Here is an 18267-nt window from a genome sequence, read left to right as displayed (position 1 = left end):
TTGTCCTGGACCGTTCTTCGGCTATTCATGAATCAGAGTTTTTCAGGACGGAGCAGACGGTGCAGGACGAAAGCTTCAAACGCGCGCTCTATGAAGTGCTTGAAGATACGGGAAAACGAAAGCTCGCAGCCCGTTCGCTGCGCCAATTTCTCGTTTTCCTCATCCTGTTCAATATCGTACTCGCCGTTCTTGAGACTGTTCCGGAAATCCGCGCTACCTTCGGACCGCATTTGAGATTCATTCAGCTCGGGAGCGGGTTTGTTTTCCTGGTTGAATACGTGTTGCGTCTTTATGTGGCGGATATGCACCCGCCGCTGCGCCGCTATGGTCCTATCTGGTCGCGCTTGCGTTACGCCGTTCATCCAGATGCGATAATCGACCTGATCGGCGCGCTTCCGCTGCTCTTCGTGCTGTTCCTGCCAAATCAAGCGGTCACCGTCGTCGTCATTCTGCGGTTGCTCCGTTTCCTGAAGCTTGCGCGTTATTCTCCCGCGCTGCGTTCGCTGATCTCCGCCGTCGTCGGCGAAAGAAAGGCGCTTCTGGGCTCGAGCATGATCATATTCGGCGTGATCCTTTTGTCCGCGACCCTGATGTACCTGGTCGAGCACAACGAGCAGCCCGAGAAGTTTCGCAGCATTTTGCACGGCACCTATTGGGCGATCACGACGATTACCACTGTCGGATACGGCGACGTGGTTCCCGTCAGCAACCTTGGAAAGTTGATCGGTGGTTTCGTCATGCTGATGGGATACGGCCTGATTGCCTTGCCTGTCGGCATCATCGCTTCGGCGTTTGCGCGCGAAATTCATTCCAGGGATTTCGTTGTCACATGGTCGATGGTTGCGAGGGTGCCGCTGTTTGAAGATCTCAAGGCCACCGAGATAGCCGAAGTGTCAAAGCTTTTGCAGGCACAGAAAGTGCGCAAGGGCGGCGTGATCGCAGAGCAGGGGGATGTGGCCGACAGGATGTATTTCATTTCGGAAGGCGAGGTTGCCATCAAGCTTGCGCACGACACGGTCTATCTGGGTGAGGGAAGTTTTTTCGGGGAACTGGCCCTGATCAACCAGAGCCGCCGGACTGCCACCGTTACGGCCTACAGGGATTGCCAATTGCTCGTTCTGGAATCCGATGCGCTGCAGCACCTTATGGATAAGGATGAAACGCTCGCCAAGAAGATCATGGACGAAGCAAGGGAGCGTGTGCGTGCCGGAAAGAAGGTGCTTGGTGAACTGGCGGAAGAGGAACTGCAACAGGCGGGCGTTTATGCGTCGGTCGATCGCTCCGACGAGGAACCGGAGTTGTCCTTCAACGAAGATCCGGAAACAGATCGCACACCCGCAAAATGAAGCACAGAAGGCTTGGCTCTTTTTTGGGGGCGAACAAGGCTACCCTGTTCTGCAACGACCTGAAGGTTATCGGACCAAACCCGGCGGAAGCCGGGCGTAGAGCGGATCACCGTGCCAAAAGGCATCCGTTGGCCCGACGGCAAAATCGATCAGGTTCCAGCGGTCATACTGAAAGCGCAGTAGGGCAAAAGTTGTTGCCCCATCCATATATTCCGCCTGCTCAGAAAACGCCGTCTGGAAGAGGTCAATAGCTCCGCCTCCCGGCCGCTGGGGGCTAAGCACGACAAAGGCCCAACCCGATCCCGAGCGCATCCAGTTCACGACAAATTCCACTGGCGGACCCACTCTGGCCTCAAGCATAGGGCGGACTGCGTTCAGGATCTCGCTCCGTTCTGCAGTTCCGCGTGCAGGTTCATAGACGGCCTGCGCCGAAGCGGTTACGGTCAAGCCGGTTATCAGGAACGCACTAAGAAGAATGCCGGCAAGTCTATGAAAGATTGCAAACAAAGACGCTTCTTCAGAAATTGAATCCGGCATGGAAACCTCATTATTTTTGCCACGAAGGCGCTCTGGCAGAATCGGCGAAAGGCTAGCATGAAAACCATTGGTCTGCTGGGCGGGATGAGCTGGGAAAGCACCGTCATCTACTACAAGTATCTAAACCGCATGGTCCGCGAACGGCTGGGAGGTCTGCACTCGGCAAAATGCCTGCTGTGGTCATTCGACTTTGCTGAAATCGAGGCGGCACAGGCATCGGGCGAATGGGGCAAGGCAGCCGAGTTGATGGTGGCTGCCGCGAAGAACCTGGAGCGTGGCGGTGCGGACTGTCTCGTCATTTGCACCAACACCATGCACAAGGTGGCTGACGACGTTGGTGCTGAAATCGGTATCCCGCTCCTGCATATCGCTGATGCTACGGCCCCCGCGATCCAGGAAGCAGGGTGCCAAGAACCTCTTCTACTGGCCACCGCCTACACCATGCAGCAGGATTTCTATAAAGGCCATCTGCACGAAAATCATGGTGTCACGGTACGTGTGCCGCCATCTGACGCGCGCGAGGAAATTCACCGCATCATCTATGAGGAGCTTTGCAAGGGCGAAATCTGGGCCGATTCAAAACAGACCTTTCTCGAAGTTGTCGAACAGGAACTGCAGGCCGGCGCGGATGGCGTGATTTTCGGATGTACGGAAATCGGTCTTCTTGTCTCGCAGCAGGACTTCTCCATACCGGCCTTTGATACCACTGCGCTCCACGCTAAGGCAGCGCTCGACTTTGCGCTGGATGGTTGACCTTTATTCCGGCGACTTGGGCTCGGTGTTCCGGAAGCTGTCGCGCTGTGTGAACTGTTCAAGCCAGGCGCTGAGTTTGGGTGCTCCTTTCAGGATCATCTGACCTTCTTCTGCTTTTTGAAACAGGTGAAACATCGGAGCCGCATGACAGTCGGCAAGACTTGGCTGCGATCCCAAAAGAAAGGGGCTCGCCTCCGACAGGTGTTCCAGCTCGCTCACGATCTTTCGCGCAGGGCCAAGCGCAGACAGGATCCTCACTTCGTCCGCGGCAGTCCCGTCGCTTGGCTTGACCACACGCTCGACGAAAACCTCCCAGACAAGCGTCCTGTAGGCATAGGCGTTCAAGATGGACAGGATCTGGTTCATTCTTGCGCGTTTGCGCGGATCTGCCGGCTGCAGGGCAGGCGCGGGGCAGGTTTCGTCCAGAAAGCGCAAGATGGCATCGGTCTCATAGAGTGTGAAATCATCTGATTTCAGAACCGGTATCTTGCCGAAGGGCTGCATCTCCAGATAATCGTCAGACGGACCGCCGGGAGCAAATATATCGACCGGCACAAGACGGTATGAGAGCCCTTTTTCTTCAAGCGCAATCCGGACAGATCGGACGTAAACCGAATAGTCTGCGCCGTAAACTTCGATCATCGTGATCCTTTCTCGCGTTCTCGATCTTGATCCCGCAGTCGCGTTGAGGGCCGTGTTTTCCGTTTCCATCGTAATTGAGATCTGTGCTGCATGCTGTGACCCTGACCACGACAATCGCAATTCCGGCACCCCGTCATTCAAACCGTCGGTTTTTTGCATTGAGGCGGCGCAAATCAACACTGCCGAGGTCTTTCAGCGTTAGTGCGGCGACCAAAGGTTCATTGACAATTTTAACTATGATCCTTCGGGCGCGTTTTTTGAGTGCTGCGGTCAGTCAAAACTGGAGTCTCAAAGGGGACAAATCGGCGTATTTTCAAAGGTTGTATGGTTTTAAGGAGTTACTATCGCAGAAATACAATTCTTTTTTTCTGTCTGAATAAATTCGATGTAAAATATAAATTATTCCGTGTATTGAAGGTGTATATTTCTTCATAAAAATGAATAATAGAAGGGTTGATCGGAGAAAATTATTTCCGATTAATACTTTTATTCATTATTGATTCTAGAGCTCTCTGATACCGTTAATAATTGTACCCCCGGCCAAATTTAAGGCTGGATGTATTTTTCATGGAAAAATGACTTTTCTAGGGAGATTAATCATGAGTAGTGGAGAATATGAGGTAATCGCGACGGTCTCGCCTCGCTCACTCGGCCCGACTTCTTTATTTGACGCAGAGGAAGCGATCACTAGTGATAATGTAAAACAATTCAATTCCGATCCTTCTGATACGAGAGATGCGAAAAAAGCGCTTAGCCGGGCCGGATTTCACGTCTTCGAGGATGCCTCGAACGAAACCACCATTTCGATCGGCGGGACGGCAAAGCTGTTCAAGGACTTCTTCGGAGCAAAACTGACCAAGCAAAAGGCAGAGATCCGGCCGGCGACGACCGTTGAATTCATGGCGACAAGCGAAGAGCCGGAAGCGGCTTTGATGAATGCACCAGATGAATTCAGTTCCTTGATCGAAGGCGCTGTGGTTGCACGGCCGCCAACCTATTTCGCGACGCATCCGATCCCGCCACTCGCGCCAGTGCATAAGGATGCCTATCCCTACATGATGGTTCCTGACGGTGTTGCGGTGGTCTTGCGGGCTGCAAGGGTGCACCGGCTTGGTGTTACCGGCAAGAACATCGTCGTTGGAATGCTCGACACCGGGCACTACCGGCATCCGTTCTTCAGTTCACGCGGTTACAGGCTCCTGTCCACAATACTGGCGCCGGGTGCATCCGATCCGGCGGACGATGCCAATGGGCACGGAACCGGGGAAAGCGCGAACGTTTTCGCTTGCGCGCCCGACTGCAAGTTGCGCATGACGAAGATGGGCAATGATACGGTTGGGGCAATCAACGCGTCGCTGAATGCCAATCCGAAACCGCACATTCTGACCAACAGTTGGGGTTACAGCGTCGACCAGCCCGGAACGACGATCCCCAATTGGCTGAAACCACTTGAAGCAGCTGTTGCCAACGCCGTTTCACAAGGTGTTGTTGTGTGCTTCTCGGCCGGGAACGGTCACTTTGGTTTTCCGGGCAGCCATCCGGACGTGATTTCCGTCGGCGGCGTTCACGTCAATCTGCCGGACGAAAATGATCTTGAAGCCTCCAGCTACGCTTCCAGCTTCAATTCGACCTGGTATCCGGGACGGCAGGTTCCTGATCTTTGCGGCCTGACCGGCAAGGGAGTGAACATCGGCGGCACCAAAGCGCCCAGTATCATGTTGCCGGTTCAGTCGGGCGCGTCGCTGGACGCCATCGCACCCTCGACCGGCTCGAACACAGACGGGTGGGGGCTGTTCTCAGGCACGTCTGCAGCCTGCCCGCAGATCGCTGGCATTTGCGCACTGATCCTGGAAAAGGATGGGGCACTGACGCCGGCGCAGGTCAAGGACAAGCTGGTAAAGAGCGCCCGCGACGTCAAGAAAGGCACAACGCAGATGGGGCACACGGCCACAAGCGGACCCGACCTTGCCACAGGTGCCGGGCTTGCGGATGCAAAGTGGGCTTACATCAACACGATGGGCGATGTCGCTGCGACATTCTTCAATGCGACCCGGGAGAAGCAGCTGGCGATGGTGTCGTCCGGTTCCATGCCGGAATTCTCCAAGGAATTCATCGATGACATGATTGATACCTTGCGTTCGCGGTAAAACTTGGAGAAGTTTGAATGAATGAGGGCATGGGCGTTCGCGCGCATGCCCGCTCCCTGTAGATCGTCTTGAAGGCAGAGACCAATGACGGACGACAACGTGACCTATGGTGCCCAGGTCGTACTGAAACGAGCGGACGGAACTTCCATCCTGGATGTTCAGGAATCCGTCACCGCCAGTGTGCTCGACAAATACAGGGTCCCGGAAGATACAGTTGCTGCGGCTGCCAAGGCGCTGGAAGCGCTTGGATTTCGTATCGCCGGAAATGACGGAACGACACTTTCCATCGAAGGCTCCCGTCAAACGTTCATTGACGTTTTTGGCCTGGAAGTGGGGGCAGAAGCCGCTGGCGTTGCCGCCCACGCGACGCAAGTGCCGGATGAGATCAAACCCTATGTGGCGGACGTGATCGTGCCGCCCGGGCCAACCTTTTTCTAAAAAGGCACAGCCTGCGGGCGCCCCGTGCGCAACGACGGGACGCATATTTTGTTACAGATCCGCCATCGCCTTCGCCAGGTTTTCATCAATTTTGTCGAGAAAACCGGTCGTCGTGAGCCAGCCCTGATCGGGACCGACCAGAAGCGCGAGATCCTTCGTCATGTAGCCGGACTCCACCGTACTGACGCAGACGCTCTCCAAGGTCTTTGCGAACCGTGCGAGCTTGTCGTTGCCATCCAGTTTCGCCCGGTGCGCCAGTCCGCGCGTCCAGGCGTAGATGGAGGCAATGGAGTTGGTCGATGTGCTTTCGCCGTTCTGGTGCTGCCGGTAGTGCCGTGTGACCGTTCCGTGGGCGGCTTCAGCTTCCACAGTCCTGCCGTCCGGGGTCATCAGCACGGACGTCATCAGGCCGAGTGACCCGAACCCTTGGGCGACCGTATCGGATTGCACGTCACCGTCATAGTTCTTGCACGCCCAGACGTAGCCGCCGGACCATTTGAGTGCGGAGGCGACCATATCGTCGATCAAACGGTGCTCGTACCATATGCCTGCATCAGCAAACTTGTCCTTGAACTCCGCATCGTAGACCTCCTGAAAGATGTCCTTGAAGCGTCCGTCATAAGCCTTGAGGATCGTATTCTTCGTGGAAAGGTAACAGGGGACCTTTCGTTGAAGCGCGTAGTTCATTGAGGCGTGCGCGAAGTCGCGAATGGAATCGTCCAGATTGTACATCGCCATCGCAACGCCGGAGGAGGGCGCGTCAAAAACGTCCCGTTCAATTTCGGTTCCGTCTTCGCCGACAAACTTGATCGTCAGCTTACCCTTGCCTGGAAATGTGAAATCTGTTGCCCGGTACTGATCACCGAAGGCGTGCCGGCCCACGATAATCGGCTGTGTCCAGCCAGGTACCAGGCGGGGGACGTTCTGCATGATGATTGGCTCGCGGAAGATGACGCCACCCAGAATGTTGCGGATCGTACCGTTCGGGGACCGGTACATGCGCTTCAGACCGAATTCCTCAACGCGAGCTTCATCGGGTGTGATGGTGGCGCATTTGATGCCGACGCCGTGCTCTTTGATCGCATTGGCTGCGTCGACCGTGATCTGGTCATCCGTCTCGTCCCGCTTTTCGATCGACAGATCGTAATAAAGAAGGTCAATATCGAGGTAGGGATGGATCAGCTTGTCCTTGATGAAGGCCCAGATGATGCGCGTCATCTCATCGCCATCGAGTTCGACGACCGGATTTTCGACTTTGATCTTTGCCATGGACGGGTTTACCTCACGAAATTAGCTGCGGGAACAGGTGTAGGTCATCTCACGGGACGAGTTGTACCGGAAAACAATTGTGTGCGCTTGTATGCAATAAAATCCACCCAGGCAATACGAAGCTTTTCGGGTTTGCTTTTTGCTTAAGCCACTGCACGGAAGCCGTAATCCTGTCCAGATCACGCATCCAAGAGATGAAAATCGAACGATTTTCTCACTTTTTTCCGTGCGGTTCCGGCAGACGTTTCAACTAGGCTGCGTCTGCGAACCTGGATATCTAGCCTTATTCATCGGTAAATTTACTGGTGCTTTGGTTTGAAAATGCACTTGTTTCAAAGGCTTTGAAGTGTCGCGTCTAGATTGATATCCAAATTTTACTTTTAGTTAATTATGATAATTTTGTAAAATAGATAGATTAGATTCAAATTTTAAAAAATTATACTTTGCAGTTCTGGCCTTTATATACCTTTGATTGGTGGAGTATTTTGAATGGGTGACTCAGAGTAGCCGGAGTCCGCCACGTTTCCGTGTTGAGCGCATCGGGAGACACCTGTTTTGAGAGGTTCCATGCATCCGGCATTTTCCTTTGGATTGAAAAACGGTCCGACCATCAAAAAAGCGGCATTCGCATCACCGTTTGCAGCCAAATTCAAATCAGGCCAGTGGCAATCCGAGCTCTCACAAGGCTTGTCAGCCGGTGACCCAGATGGGCCCGATGTTTCTGGTGGTGGTTCTCTTGGTGCGCGTTGGACGCAGTTTTTGGGAGCAACGCCTTCATGGAAACCTCTGCTGTCCGATGAAGACATTAGTTTCGAAGCCGGTAACGGCGCTCGCGAAAACGGTATCGAAGAAACCGAAGCCGGTGAGCTGCAGAGTGAAGCGGATGGCGTCAGCCCGATAAAGGCACTTCTGGATTCGCTCTTTGAAAGCAGCAGTGGTGACAACGCCGAGGCCGGAGTGACCGTTGCCGATGCGCCGGCTCCGGTTTCTATAGAACCGGTGGATCTGCGAGAGCCGGTACCTCAGGATGAAAAAACGGTACCGGCGGAAAGCTCGGAAGGCAGCGCGGCCCCGACTTTCGAAGCCTTCGCCCCGGTTGTCGGCGAAGACGGTGTTGTTCTGCACGATCAGGCCTGTCCGTGTCCTGGATGCGGGGCTCGGGAGGAAGACAGCGTCACCCTGAAAATGGAGGCCGAGGCTGGAACCAGTTCGTCAGGAACAAGTGGGGCTGCCGCTACGCTTGGGGACATGGCAGAATATCTCACCAGTGGATACTGGGCGGACAAGGGCCTCAATGTTTCCAATTCAGAAGGAACGCTTTCCCATAACCTCGGCAGTTCCGGAACAGACGCAAACAACGGCGTCCTCTATTATAATGTTTCCGGCTATTCGTCCGACAGCAACGGCATCTCCGAGGAGCGCAAGGTGCTTGTCCGCGAAGCGTTCAAGCTGTTTGAGGCGACGCTGGGGATCGACTTTGAGGAAACGACGTCAACGAACACGTCGGAAGTCGACTTCTTTTTCAGCGACAACTCTTCGGGTGCCTGGGCCAATTACAGCTACTACAGCAACGGCACGATTGCAGCCAGCTATGTGAATGTTGCCAGTTCCTGGTCAGGTGGTACGTCGACCTACAACGACTATACGCTGCAAACGATCTTCCACGAAATCGGTCACGCCCTCGGCCTGGGTCACCAGGGCAACTACAACGGTTCGGCAACGTTCGGCGTCAGCAACGATTTTGCAAATGACAGCTGGCAGGCATCGATGATGTCCTACTTCAGTCAGAGCGAGAATACGAATGTCGATGCGTCTGGGGCTCTGCTGCAAACACCCATGTCCGTCGACTGGATGGCGCTGGACGCGATTTACGGCTCACAGGGCTATGGTGTTTCGAACGCTTTCACCGAGAATACGACCTGGGGCTTCAACACGACGGTCACATCAGATGTCAGCGATATCTGGGCACAATGGTCGAGCTATGCCAACAAGACGGCGTCCACAATCGTGGATAGCGGCGGTATCGACACGCTGGACCTGTCCGGCTACGGCAACAATTCGGTGATCAATCTGGCTCCAAGCGACAGTCAGTCCTCAGGACCCTCCGCGTCCAGCATCGGCGGCAGAACCGGCAACCTGACGATTGCCGAGGGAACGATCATCGAAAACGCGATCGGGGGATCGGGCTCCGAAACGTTCTACGGTAATAGTGCAAACAACATCCTGACCGGAAATGGCGGCAACGATACATTCCACAACAGTGAAGGGTCCGATACCTATCTGGGCGGAGCCGGGACGGATTCGGTCCTCTTTGAGGGCAATTTCGCCGACTACAGCTTCGCCATCAGCGGTTCGTTCCTGCAAGTCATCAATGTCGCCGTGGACCTCGTCGAGTTCACTGTTGAAGCGCTCGGGTTCTCCGACCAGACAGTCAGCTATCAGGAAATTGTTGATTCACTTACGGCGACGCCGAACGCCGATCCCGAGGCGGAAAACGATAGTTATTTCGTCGATGAAGACGGCTTGCTGACCGGTCAGAACATACTGGCGAACGACACGGATGCCGACGGCGATGGATTGACGGTTGCCTCGGTGAACGGTTCGGCCGCCTCGGTCGGGTCGCAGATCGTGCTGGAGTCCGGCGCGTTGCTGACGGTCAACGCGGACGGCACGTTCTCTTACGATCAGAACGGTGCCTACGACTATCTCGGCGACGAAGAGAGCGCGGAAGAGACGTTCACCTACGTCGCCACAGACGGTGAGGGGAATTCCGAACCGGCAACGGTCACGATCACCATTGAGGGCTCGCACGACAACACAGCGCCAGTCTCTGCAGACGAAAGCTACACTGTCGATGAAGACGGGATGCTGACAGGTCAGAACCTGCTCGCCAACGATACGGATGCTGATGGCGACGGTTTGACGGTTGCCTCGGTGAACGGCTCTGCCGCCTCGGTGGGGTCGCAGATCGTGCTGGAGTCCGGCGCGTTGCTGACGGTCAACGCGGACGGTACATTCTCATACGATCAGAACGGTGCCTTCGACTATCTCGGCGACGAAGAGAGCGCGGAAGAGACGTTCACCTACGTCGCCACAGACGGTGAGGGGAATTCCGAACCGGCAACGGTCACGATCACCATTGAGGGCTCGCACGACAACACAGCGCCAGTCTCTGCAGACGACAGCTACACTGTCGATGAAGACGGGTTGCTGACAGGTCAGAACCTGCTCGCCAACGATACGGATGCTGATGGCGACGGTTTGACGGTCGCCTCGGTGAACGGCTCCGCCGCCTCGGTGGGGTCGCAGATCGTGCTGGAGTCCGGTGCACTGCTGACGGTGAATGCGGACGGCACGTTCTTGTACGACCAGAACGGTGCGTTTGAGGCGCTTGAGTCCGGTGAGACAGGAAATGACAGTTTCACCTATCAGGTTTCAGACGGCAAAGGCGGTTTTGATACCGCGACCGTTACTCTGACCATCGATGGCATAAGTGATCCTGTTGCCGATCCGCTGCCCGGTCCCGAACCGGTTGTGGAGAAGCCGGTTGTGATCGATTTCGAAGGCCTTGCGCCGGGCGCTTACACCGGTGAGATGGGGATATCGCTTACGGGTGTCGACGTCACGACGAGCGGTCAATTGGCCGGAAGCCTTTCCGGGGCAACGTCCGGCTTTACGATCAGTGCCGGTGGCGAGGATTTCGATCTGGACAGCCTGCTGCTTCAGTCGGAAACGCGCCGTGCGCGCATCAAGCTTGAAGCCTTTGACGACGGCGTTCTGGTCGGATCGATGAAGGTACGTATCAATTCCAAAGACGCGTTTGAGCTTGAACTTGACGATCGTTTCGACGGTGTCGACGAAATTGTTGTCAGCAGCCGGCGGGACAAGCCGTTCTACGTGGATGACCTTGCCCTTGTGACGTATCAGTCAGGATCTGCCGGCGGAAACGAAGACCCGAACGCCGCCGACGATGCCTATGCGACCAGCGAAGACGCAACTGTTGGCGGGAATCTCCTGAGCAATGACCGGGATCCGGACGGAGAGGGCGTCTCGCTCCTTTCACTTGCGGGGCAGAGCGGAGGTGTAGCCGTCCTGGCTTCCGGCGCGATTGTCACGTTCGCGAGCGACGGGACGTTTACCTACGACCCGAACGGGGCATTTAACGGTCTTTATGACGGCGACAGCGCGACAGATGCCTTTGTCTACGAGGTTTCGGATGGCAATGGCGGAGTCGATACCGCAGAGGTCACCATCACGATTGATGGCGAAGGCACCGCGCCGGTTGAAACGCATATCGGCTTCGAAGAAGGGTCGCTTTGCGACTGGTTCGATGAAGAAGACGAATTTGTCTTTGCCGACACGTACGTGACCGGCCGCAATCGTGGTGTTTCGGAAGGTGAACTTGCCGGCCGGAGTTACGGCGACAGCCTCTCGTTTTCCCGCGCAGATGGTGAAAGTTTCGACTTTGAAGAAGCCGTCTTTACCGCATTGGGCCGCGGCAAGGTCACGCTGACGGTCGAAGGCTATCTGGATGGCGAGCTTGTCGGCAGTGAAGACTTCGGTGTTCGTGCAAACCGGGAGAAAAAGCTGGCTTTGACGGATTCGAAATTCAACGAAGTTGATGAAGTCGTCGTGCGATCCAACCATGGCGTGATCCTGGATGACATGACGCTGCTCGTCTAAGCGCCTTTCACCTGATCAGATCAGCACCGGGGCGCATTCATAAAGCCGCACCCGAGTGCCTCCTTCCGGCAAGGGGCCGCTACGGCCCCTCGCAGGTGATGCCGACCGGTGTTGAAGCGCCGAACTGCAGCAGACCGATTTGGACGGGCTCTTCAACATCGTTGAAGTGCCGCAACACTCTCACCGTCGCAAGCAGCGTGTCGGCCTGGTCGTTTATCAGTTGCATGCGAAGGTGTTCATCATCTGCTGAAAACTGAACGATCGTAGCGTCTTCGGCATTTTCGCGCCCCCGGGTGGAAATGGCTTTCCCATCAAAATAGATGTCGGCTTCCAGAGGCGCCAGGACCGGACCGGCTCCAAACAGGATCGTAACGTCTGCATCGGAATCAATGCCGCTACAGAACATGTTGTGTGTGGCGTTAGCCTGACTTGTCAGGAGCAGAAAAAGAATAGCGAATGAAATGTGACAGAGTAGAGCTTTTGCTGAATTCATTTCGGCCTCTTATTGGTTGGCACTGCGGACGATACGCGCTTCAGGCAGATGATGCCAGCGTCGGTCTGATACCATGGTGTTTGGAGTGGCTGGGCCTTTCTATTGGGGAAACTGCCCGGAAGAGGTTGTTGTTTGCAGGCGGGTCACGACCGGCAGCAGGCTTTTCTTGAGCAATCGGCCACAGCCTGACTGCCGCCTCAAACCCCAAGACCAGTGACCACCAACGCAGCACCGAAGCCGACCAGTATGGTCCCGAATATGCGATCGATCAGATGGCGTGCCGCTGCAAAGATGCGTTGCATTGTCTTTGCCGAAAAGAAGACTGCGACAAGCGAAAACCAGATCCCGTGTGTCAGTGATATGAACAGCCCATAGGCAATCTGAATTGCAAGCGGCGTTGCCGGGCTAACTACTTGAAGAAAGAGACTGATGATGAAAACGGATGTCTTGGGGTTCAAGGCGTTGGTCAGGAAACCCATTCGCAGGGCTTCCATGGCAGACATGCCGCGCTCCGGCTGTTCGCTTTCCTCGCGTTTGCCACGGGACAGGATCAGCGTCAGTCCCAGCCAGACGAGATAAAGCGCTCCTGCAAATCTGAGGACCTCCAAAAGCACCGGCGACTGCCGGATAAGTATTCCGACCCCCAAAAGCGTGTATCCAACATGGACGAAGACGCCGAGTGCGATGCCGATCGCGGTCAGCGCTCCCGTCTGCCGGTTCGTCAAAAGGCTGTTTCGGCTGACAATTGCGAAATCCGGCCCCGGGCTGATGACGGCAAAAATCGTAATGGTGACAACAGCAAGCAGCTCGGTCATGGATGCGCCTCCGGTTTCGACCCGAACTGTCACTAGCGTCAATATTTGACTTTCACTAACGATGACTTCTCACTGGATTTGTGATTAAAACTGACAGATGCGTCAGCCAATCACGTCGTTGCCTTCTTTGACTTGTTTTCGGGCCGCTGCTGAGCTTGAAAGCTTCAGCGCAGCAGCCGATCAATTGAATCTGACGCATGGTGCGGTGAGCCGGGCTGTGAGACTGCTGGAGGACGACCTTGGTGCTGCTTTGTTTGAAAGGCGCAACCGGAGAGTTTTTCTGACAGAGAACGGCCGACGGTTGGCCCGCGCGGTGGACGAGGGCTTTGCCCGGATCGAACAGGCCATTGCGGATATCAGACAAAGCGAAGCCGGCGTGCCGGTGACGCTTTCCTGCGAACCGACGTTGCTGATGCGGTATCTGATCCCGAGACTTCCGGATTTCCAGGAACGTTTTCCTGATATCACTCTGCAATTGGTTGCCGGTGGTGGCCCGGTCCGTCTCGATGCCAACATTCAGTTTGCGATCAGGCGAAACGATTTCAGCATTCCGAACCGGTATCGGACCACTGAATTGTTCGATGAGGAAATCGGGCCAGTCTGCCGCGCCGACCTTGTGGAGTTGTTTTTCGAAAACGGTCAATTGAAGCCGAACGCTCTGTGTCTACACACGCGCACGCGGCCGCAAGCCTGGGCGCAATGGTTCGAATTGACCGGCACCCGGCGGGCTGAAGCCACTGGGCAGAGCTTTGAGCACTTCTATTTCAGCCTGCAAGCCGCCGTTGCGGGCCTTGGCGTGGCAATCGGGCCGAAGCGGCAGGTTCACGACGATGTTGAAAACGGTCTTCTTGCTGCGCCATTGGGCTTCAGAAGAGATGGAAGCCTCTATGTGCTTTTGTCCGAGCGCTCATCGCCTCAAGGGCGGGTGGAAAAAGCGTTGTTGACCTGGCTAGGAGAGACATTGGGGTAGGTCGGATGCACTTTGCAAAATGATATCCGCATGTGCTTCAAGATCTTCACGCGCGCTGGTCCCCGTCAGAACGCCGATCGTCAGCCCGGCTCCGGCGGCCATCGCCATGTCGATATCATGCATGTTGTCTCCGACGACGGCTATCTTGGCCGGTGGGAGATCGATTGCACTTGCGAAGCCGAGAACCATGCCAGGTTCCGGTTTCGGGCCGTGCCCGCTGTCATAGCCTGTAACAAACTCGAATTTCGGAGCCAGTCCGGACCCGTTGAGAAAGGCTCTGATTGCTGCTTCGCTGTCACTGGAGGCGACGCCAATTCGATAACCGTGATCAAGTAGCCAGTCCACTGTCTCGCGGATGCCGGTCAGCGGTTTTGCTTGGTGCATGCTGGCCACAAAAATCTGGTCGAGGTGTCCGGTCAGATCGGCAAGATCAAAGTCCGCGCCAGCTGCAATCCAGGCCTCTGCGATCTCTTCGGAGTTGCCTGCTGCTGATTTGCGGGTCTTCAGATCCAGTCCAGACATTTCCAGAAAACGATTTGCATCGGACATTACGCATCGTGAAGCAAATCTGGCCGCTTCCTCATAAGCTGGTGTCCACGTGGCGTCAAAGTCGAGCAGCGTGCCGTCCTTGTCGAACAGGAAGGCTTGAATGTCCGCATTCAATTCATGAAATCCTTAAGTGATGCCGGTTCGGAACAGCCCCGGGAAGTCTATTGCCGGTTTCAACGTCTCTTTATGAACACTGCGCGCTGCGGCAATAGCAATTATCTCAGGAGGGCAAGCCTAGTAGAAGAAAACCTGCACGAACAGTTTTTGGTCTGGAAAGACGTAATAGTGATTGCCGCCGTTACCTGATACGAAACCCTTTCCACTCATCAAACCCTTCTTGATTTTGCGCGCCGGGACGCCGCTTTTGCCCGCGCACGAAAATACTGATGCTACGAGCGTTTCTCCGAAATGAGCTTTGCGCATATAGGTCATTTCGTTCCAAGGTTCGAAGGCTCGCGCTCTGCTGCCGGTTTTTTTTCGCGGCATCAAGTTGGAGTTCAGAAATTCAAGACCTTCATTGGCGATTTTCCTGGCGGATCCATCTGAAATGTAGATTGCGTTTATACCGCACGCGTCCGCAATCAACGCATGAAACGAGCCAATACGGGCCTGGCGCATTAACACTCCAACGGGTTCGATATGCGCCGGCATATAGTCGACAAATCGGCTGCTTTTTTCAAGTTTGTCCAGTTGCCAAAAAAGCCATAGAGGTGCACAGAAGGATAGTGCAGCAACCACCAGTCCTGTTTTCAAACGTTTGCTTCGAGACACTGTTTCCTGCCACCTGCATTGCCAGTTCCAATCGCGCGGTTTGGAGGCCGCGCGAGAGAACTTTTGGCTTCAGGGTGAGTAACTTGGGCGCAGGCTGTCAGCAGTTTTTGAGGATTGTGACGTCAGTTCTGCCGGTCCTTGCGGCTGGTTTCGGCAAGAGTTACTTAGCTTCCAGAAACTTTTCCCCCTGAAACACCCGAACCGGATTGCCGCGTTCCAGCTGTCTGTGCAACTGGTTCTGGGCTGACCGGTCCCGGGCAAGGCTCTCTTCTCGTTTGAGAAGAAAGCGCGCTTTCAGTCGGTCGAGGGCGACTTCACGGTTCCGATGCTGGGATCTTTCATCGGTCGAAATGGCGACAAGCCCGGTTGCAAGGTGGGTGATCCGGACACCACTGTCCGTGGTGTTTTGATGCTGGCCGCCTGGACTGCCGGAGCGGAAGGTTTCAATCTTGAGAGCATCCGGCGACAGATCAACCTTCGGAAGATCGCCGTGCTGGACTGCGAAAACGCCTACGAACCAGTTTCGGCGCTTATGATGTGGGCGGAAGGGGCTCTTGCAGATCCATTGGATTGTGCCATACCAGCGTCGTGACATCTCAGCCGCCTTGCTGCCAGACAGCGTAATCAGTGCAGACGCTGGAACTTTGCCTGCTTGATCCGTCGGCAAATCGACGCTGAACCCGACGTTGGACTGCGCAGCCTCCCGCGCCATCTGTCGAACGACATGGGCAACCGCCCTTTGGCATTCGCGTGGACCATCCCCGCTTGTTACGAGGAGATGGAATTTCTTGCGCGGCGTCATCGCATCCCCCTCCGGTTTTTCAAGCGCTGACGTTTTTCCTGTCTTGCGTCCGTCAGCTCCTGACTGACCGCTTTCTTGAAGGTCAGCAACGGCTTGAGGGTTGCGACGGCCCGTGCAAGACCAGCAGTTTGAAGATCACCCAGAACCTGCTTCGGATCCTTGTAGGCATTGGGTGCTTCCTCGACCAGCAGCTGGCGATCTTCGCAGATCACCTGTCCTCCGAAGGATGTTCTGGCAAGATTTTCCCGATCGGTCCGCGTTGCGCCTGCGCGGCCAAGCATCGAGCGGCGATCGTATTTGCGTCCTGATCCGTGGGCGAGCGAGGCAAGAGCGCCCGGATTGCCTCCTTCCGGGGCGAGAACAAAGCTGAGCGCATCGCGCGACCCGGCGAGGGGAACGAGTGGAAGATCAGCCTTTGCGGCCCCCTTTCTGTGGAGGATCTCGCCTTTGCGTACTTCGATCAGGTTGTGTGGCGCGTCCGACAGCAGACGAAGATCGGACCGGAGTGCCTTCGCGGCTCTTTCGGCGATCAGCTGCCTGTTGAGGCTGGCCCAACGGACGGCGTCCCGGTGCGCTGACAGGTAGTCCTTGCCGGCTTCACTGTTCGGGTCCATCCCCGAGAATTGCTCCAGCACCGCGCTGAACACCGTCATTCCAAGTGAGCGGGAGCCGGAATGTACCAGCAGCATCAGATCGCCTTTTTTGACTTCATGATCGGCGAGCACTTGCCCGTCGGCGACGGCTTCGACTTCCTGCAGTTCGCAGAAATGGTTGCCGCCGCCGATGGTGCCGAGTGCCAGTGGGTGCAGATCGGCTGGAAGCCCCTCACTCAGAAGACGAGCGCCTGCGTCGCCATCCCACACCCCTTCGAGGGCGCGGAATTTCTGCGCCGCCTTGTCGAGCCGCAGCTTGCGGGCCGGCAGGTCGAGCACAAAAAAGCTCATGCCGCAGCCGATATCGTTGCCGATCAGCTGAGGATAGATGCGGTCAGCGAGGATTGCGCTGCCGACCGGACCGTATTTGCCTGGATGCAGGTCCGGAAAAGCCGCGACATGCGAGACGCCGGACATTTTCGACACGGCATCGAGCTGGTCTTCGGCTGCGCCTTCAATCCAGGTGGCTTCAGAATAAAATCGATGGATGGGCGCGGCTTCTTGTGGAGACGCGTGCCCTTCCTTTTGAGAAGTGCCCATGTTGGGAACCCTTTTGAAAACAGGAAAGCGTCAGGTGCAAGTCAGTCTTGCCCCGATAGCCTTCGCCGCACTGCTATCGCAGATCAGCTCAGGTTTGCCGCCCTATTGGGCGCGCAGAACATGGTGGTCATGTTGTTGTCCCGTTTTCAAAAGTTTTGGTGCCGCGTCGCGCGGTGCCGATTACATAGGCGCTGCAATGGCTTTGCACAACTAGTCTGCCCTTTAAACTGGCTGTTTGCACCAGAGTGTTGTGGTTCTGCCACGCGCCTATAAGAGACGTCTTTGTTCAAACACATAGGCGCGCCCAAACGGGCGCGCCTGATCTTTGGCCAAGGTTTGCACCTGAAGAGGTGCAGACCTTGTCAGAGGTCCTTGGCAGCGGTTGAGCGGATCTTTACCCAGTTCTCCTCGGCCTTTGCAATGGTGCCTGCCTCATCCTTCTGGAACGCGCGGAAGATCTCCTCGTTCAGGAAGAGATAGAGCTTGTCGTCGACGATGGCAGCGAATTGCGGGTCGCCGTCAAATTTCTTTCCGACCGAAACACCGAATGTACAAAAACCGCCGTTTTGCGGCAGGTACGCGGCCGGGTCGGCCGTGAACTTGTCCATGGTTTCCTTGGAGGAGAAATAGTAGGCAACGCCGTCATGCACAGCCGTATGACGGGCGGCGCCATCGATCCGGTTGCCGAGATTGACGAAGGCGACCGGGTCAACGCCGTGCATGCCGAGCGGGGCACCGGCAGCGGTCAGACCGCTGGAGGTGTTGTATTCGTCGGCGGCAAAGGCAGGTCCCGACAGGTTTGCGATGCCAAGAAGCGTGACGGCTACGAGTGTTTTTGAGAAGGACATTTAGACTACTC

General features: G+C 55.8%; 16 protein-coding genes. 6 read left to right on the top strand and 10 right to left on the bottom strand.

Going from position 1 to position 18267, the window contains the following annotated elements; all coding sequences use genetic code 11:
• Nucleotides 1-59: 59 nt before the first annotated feature.
• Entirely contained in the window at nt 60-1346 is a 1287-nt protein-coding gene (locus tag ABVF61_RS03175; RefSeq protein WP_353992077.1) for a cyclic nucleotide-gated ion channel, read from the top strand.
• Nucleotides 1347-1412: 66 nt separating this feature from the next.
• On the opposite strand, the gene ABVF61_RS03170 is transcribed toward ABVF61_RS03175, so the two are convergent.
• A complete protein-coding gene (locus ABVF61_RS03170) occupies nt 1413-1883 on the bottom strand; it encodes a hypothetical protein (protein WP_353992076.1) in 471 nt (156 codons plus the stop codon).
• 57 nt (nt 1884-1940) lie between these two features.
• On the opposite strand from ABVF61_RS03170, the gene ABVF61_RS03165 reads away from it, so the two are divergent.
• Nucleotides 1941-2636 (top strand): aspartate/glutamate racemase family protein, encoded by a 696-nt coding sequence (locus ABVF61_RS03165; RefSeq protein ID WP_353992075.1) that lies wholly within the window; start codon nt 1941-1943, stop codon nt 2634-2636.
• 3 nt (nt 2637-2639) lie between these two features.
• Here ABVF61_RS03165 and ABVF61_RS03160 read toward each other — a convergent pair whose 3' ends face one another.
• Nucleotides 2640-3278 (bottom strand): glutathione S-transferase family protein, encoded by a 639-nt coding sequence (locus ABVF61_RS03160; protein WP_353992074.1) that lies wholly within the window; start codon nt 3276-3278, stop codon nt 2640-2642.
• Nucleotides 3279-3877: 599 nt separating this feature from the next.
• Between ABVF61_RS03160 and ABVF61_RS03155 the strand changes: the two genes are divergently transcribed.
• Together ABVF61_RS03155 and ABVF61_RS03150 are read left to right on the top strand one after the other, a co-directional pair.
• A complete protein-coding gene (locus tag ABVF61_RS03155; RefSeq protein ID WP_353992073.1) occupies nt 3878-5425 on the top strand; it encodes a S8 family serine peptidase in 1548 nt (515 codons plus the stop codon).
• Between the two features lie 84 nt (nt 5426-5509).
• Entirely contained in the window at nt 5510-5863 is a 354-nt protein-coding gene (locus tag ABVF61_RS03150) for a hypothetical protein (protein WP_353992072.1), read from the top strand.
• 51 nt (nt 5864-5914) lie between these two features.
• Here the strand turns inward: ABVF61_RS03150 and ABVF61_RS03145 are convergent, their stop codons facing one another.
• Nucleotides 5915-7132, bottom strand: coding sequence for an NADP-dependent isocitrate dehydrogenase (locus ABVF61_RS03145; RefSeq protein ID WP_353992071.1), 1218 nt, complete (start codon nt 7130-7132; stop codon nt 5915-5917).
• Between the two features lie 567 nt (nt 7133-7699).
• On the opposite strand from ABVF61_RS03145, the gene ABVF61_RS03140 reads away from it, so the two are divergent.
• Nucleotides 7700-11815 carry a cadherin-like domain-containing protein gene (locus tag ABVF61_RS03140; RefSeq protein WP_353992070.1) on the top strand — a complete coding sequence of 1372 codons (4116 nt, stop codon included), beginning with the start codon at nt 7700-7702 and terminating at the stop codon, nt 11813-11815.
• A 79-nt stretch (nt 11816-11894) separates the two neighbouring features.
• On the opposite strand, the gene ABVF61_RS03135 is transcribed toward ABVF61_RS03140, so the two are convergent.
• Nucleotides 11895-12308 (bottom strand): hypothetical protein, encoded by a 414-nt coding sequence (locus tag ABVF61_RS03135; RefSeq protein ID WP_353992069.1) that lies wholly within the window; start codon nt 12306-12308, stop codon nt 11895-11897.
• 197 nt (nt 12309-12505) lie between these two features.
• A complete protein-coding gene (locus tag ABVF61_RS03130) occupies nt 12506-13123 on the bottom strand; it encodes a LysE family translocator (RefSeq protein WP_353992068.1) in 618 nt (205 codons plus the stop codon).
• Nucleotides 13124-13220: 97 nt separating this feature from the next.
• Here ABVF61_RS03130 and ABVF61_RS03125 point away from each other — a divergent pair, with 97 nt between their 5' ends.
• Nucleotides 13221-14093 (top strand): LysR family transcriptional regulator, encoded by an 873-nt coding sequence (locus ABVF61_RS03125; RefSeq protein WP_353992067.1) that lies wholly within the window; start codon nt 13221-13223, stop codon nt 14091-14093.
• On the opposite strand, the gene ABVF61_RS03120 is transcribed toward ABVF61_RS03125, so the two are convergent.
• The 5 genes from ABVF61_RS03120 to ABVF61_RS03100 form a co-directional block, all read right to left on the bottom strand.
• Nucleotides 14073-14756, bottom strand: a complete 684-nt coding sequence (locus tag ABVF61_RS03120; protein ID WP_353992066.1) for an HAD family hydrolase — start codon at nt 14754-14756, stop codon at nt 14073-14075. The genes ABVF61_RS03125 and ABVF61_RS03120 overlap by 21 nt on opposite strands.
• Before the next feature lie 120 nt (nt 14757-14876).
• Nucleotides 14877-15413, bottom strand: a complete 537-nt coding sequence (locus ABVF61_RS03115) for a hypothetical protein (RefSeq protein ID WP_353992065.1) — start codon at nt 15411-15413, stop codon at nt 14877-14879.
• A 160-nt stretch (nt 15414-15573) separates the two neighbouring features.
• Nucleotides 15574-16215, bottom strand: coding sequence for a peptide chain release factor H (prfH, locus tag ABVF61_RS03110; RefSeq protein WP_353992064.1), 642 nt, complete (start codon nt 16213-16215; stop codon nt 15574-15576).
• Nucleotides 16212-17408, bottom strand: coding sequence for an RNA ligase RtcB family protein (locus tag ABVF61_RS03105; RefSeq protein ID WP_353992063.1), 1197 nt, complete (start codon nt 17406-17408; stop codon nt 16212-16214). The genes prfH and ABVF61_RS03105 overlap by 4 nt, the downstream gene beginning before the upstream one ends.
• 362 nt (nt 17409-17770) lie before the next feature.
• Nucleotides 17771-18256: a YHS domain-containing (seleno)protein gene (locus ABVF61_RS03100; RefSeq protein ID WP_353992062.1), complete on the bottom strand. Its 486-nt coding sequence runs from the start codon at nt 18254-18256 to the stop codon at nt 17771-17773.
• Nucleotides 18257-18267: the final 11 nt, after the last annotated feature.

The sequence above is a fragment of the Roseibium sp. HPY-6 genome, from assembly GCF_040530035.1.
In the GTDB taxonomy this organism is placed as follows: Bacteria; Pseudomonadota; Alphaproteobacteria; order Rhizobiales; family Stappiaceae; genus Roseibium.
This window is presented reverse-complemented; position numbering and strand designations above follow the sequence as displayed.